This window comes from Nocardia sp. NPDC059180, assembly GCF_042754945.1.
Taxonomy (GTDB): Bacteria; Actinomycetota; Actinomycetes; order Mycobacteriales; family Mycobacteriaceae; genus Nocardia.
The window spans coordinates 1-2,500 of the sequence record NZ_JBHZBU010000017.1; the positions used below are offsets into that span (position 1 = coordinate 1).

General features: G+C 57.2%; 1 rRNA gene. It reads right to left on the reverse strand.

The features are described from left to right. Window positions 1-736 (reverse strand): 16S ribosomal RNA (locus tag ACFXNW_RS29965); the annotation flags it as partial. Between the last annotated feature and the right edge of the window lie 1,764 nt (window positions 737-2,500).

The following is a 2,500-nucleotide window of genomic DNA, read 5'->3' on the forward strand; positions in this document are numbered from 1 at the left end:
TCCCCGTCACACCCAGTGAAGGGCATGAGGTTCCACAGAGGGAAAGGCCCGGCCGGACCAGTACACGCGGTGAGGCGGACCGGCCAGCCAGGCCCAAGGTTCAACTACGAGCTTTTTAACCACAACAACTTTAATATACGCTATTGGAGCTGGAATTACCGCGGCTGCTGGCACCAGACTTGCCCTCCAATTGTTCCTCGTTAAGGGATTTAAATTGTACTCATTCCAATTACAAGACCCAAAAGAGCCCTGTATCAGTATTTATTGTCACTACCTCCCCGTGTCGGGATTGGGTAATTTGCGCGCCTGCTGCCTTCCTTGGATGTAGTAGCCGTTTCTCAGGCTCCTTCTCCGGGGTCGAGCCCTAACCCTCCGTTACCCGTTGCAACCATGTTTGGCCAATACCCAAACATCGAAAGTTGATAGGGAAGAAATTTGAATGAACCATCGCCGGCGCAAGGCCGTGCGATTCGAGAAGTTATCATGAATCACCAAAGAGCCCAGAGGGCATTGGTTTTTAATCTAATAAATACATCCCTTCCGAAGTCGGGATTTTTAGCATGTATTAGCTCTAGAATTACCACGGTTATCCAAGTAGTAAGGTACTATCAAATAAACGATAACTTATATAATGAGCCATTCGCAGTTTCGCTGTATAATTGCTTATACTTAGACATGCATGGCTTAATCTTTGAGACAAGCATATGACTACTGGCAGAATCAACCAGATAACTATCGTCCGCCGCGGAAAAACGGCAACCGGTGCTGCGAGCAGCGCCGGAGAGATGTCAAGTTCACTGGGTGGCGTCCGGAGACGCGCCGGGCAAAGCACCTGCGGCAGGAGCCGTGGGCGCCGTGCGAGCCGGCAATCCGCTTTCCCACTCATGTGTTCCCCAGCGAAGCCGTCGACCACACTGAGCCCGAACGGGCGGCGTGTGGCCTGGGGCACGCCAGGAGAAGGACTCAGCGCCCGACTTCAGCCATTGCGGCGTCCGGCGGGCGTGGTTGCCTTCCGTTGCTCGATGGTAGAACTCGCCAGAGGCCAGTAATCCACAGAACCCATCCCTACAGCGGCGATTGCCGGGGCATTCGTCGCCTTCAGGGCATCCCCAGTACGCCGTGAAGCCTGAGCGACCGGTTTCGTGGGGGCCGACCAACACTATGAATCCCTCGCTAGCGAGACCGGAGCCTGCAAGCCTGTTCAAGGGACCACGCAATGAAAGTCTTCAAGATATGGTACAGTTGTTTGATTGCGGTTGTGTTGTGGCCGGCCGATTGCTCGACTGGCCACCCGCTCTCACATACCCTCCGAGCTCTCTGGTGGGGCGCCCCCGCCACCCGGCACTCGTTGGCCACTTTTGATTTCCCGCAAAATTCATTTGTATGGCAAATCCAAAAAATCGACTCACGAACATACATTTCCAACAACGCACCACCCCCCCCTCTCGGCGCCGGGTTTCTCGGCACCAGCGCGCCCCCAGGCCTGCCAGCAGCCAGCCCACGTATTTCTTTTGCCCTTGCCGCCGCCCCCAGATGGTACAGGGTAGGTTCAGGGTAGGCCTTACCCTGCACCCCGACACAGGCGCCACCAGGAGGCTTTAGAGGCTAGAAGCGCTATAGGGAGGCCCTGGCCGAAGGCCCTGGCGTACGCTGCTATCGCTATGCCCATCTACGGGGGGCGCTAGAGGGAGCAGGTGGCCGCCAGGCTTGACCAGAAGCCGCACGTAACAAAGCATCAGCCTAGCACTATAACCACCCCGCCCACCTAAAACGCAGCCAGCGCAGCAGGAGTAGTAGGGTAGGCATATAGGCAGGCCCACGCCGCCCTAAAGGGGGCCCCGACCTCTCCTAGGTCGCCCCTATACGCCCGCGGCGGCTTATTTACGTGGTCGTGGGGTCTAGGGTAGGTAGTCCAGGCACCCCTCAGTTACCCTATACCACCATAAGGTATACTAAAATCAACCTACCCGGCAGCATTATAGGGTAGGTCAAAATCAGCTTACCTGGCACCACTATAGGGTAGGACAAAATCAGCTTACCTAGCGCCACCACCGACGACCAGGGCCAGCACGCCGCCATAAGGCCTCTCTCGCAAAGCACGTAGGAGCCAGAGCGCCTGCTAACAGCCCTTTCGCTTCTACCTACCCGGCACCAGCCACAGGGGCCCCTCCCCCATAGGCCCTACATACTGCCTAGTACGCCATCCCCGCCACCCGACCCTCGTTGGCCACTTTTCGATTTCCCGCTAAAATACCCTACACCAGCCTCCCAGGCACGTCCAAACCAGCTTACCCTACACCACTCCAGGGTGTACCAGAATCAATCTACCCCTACGTCAAGGCCCGGGCCAGCTAGCACCAGCTTACCCTACACCTACGCCCTACAGGTTAGGCCCTGCCGCAAGGCAAAGTCGACCAGGCCTACCCTACACCACCACAGGAAGGCCAGGACCAGCCAGCAAGGCGTCCTGCCCTCGGCCGACTCCAGGCAGCTTACCCTA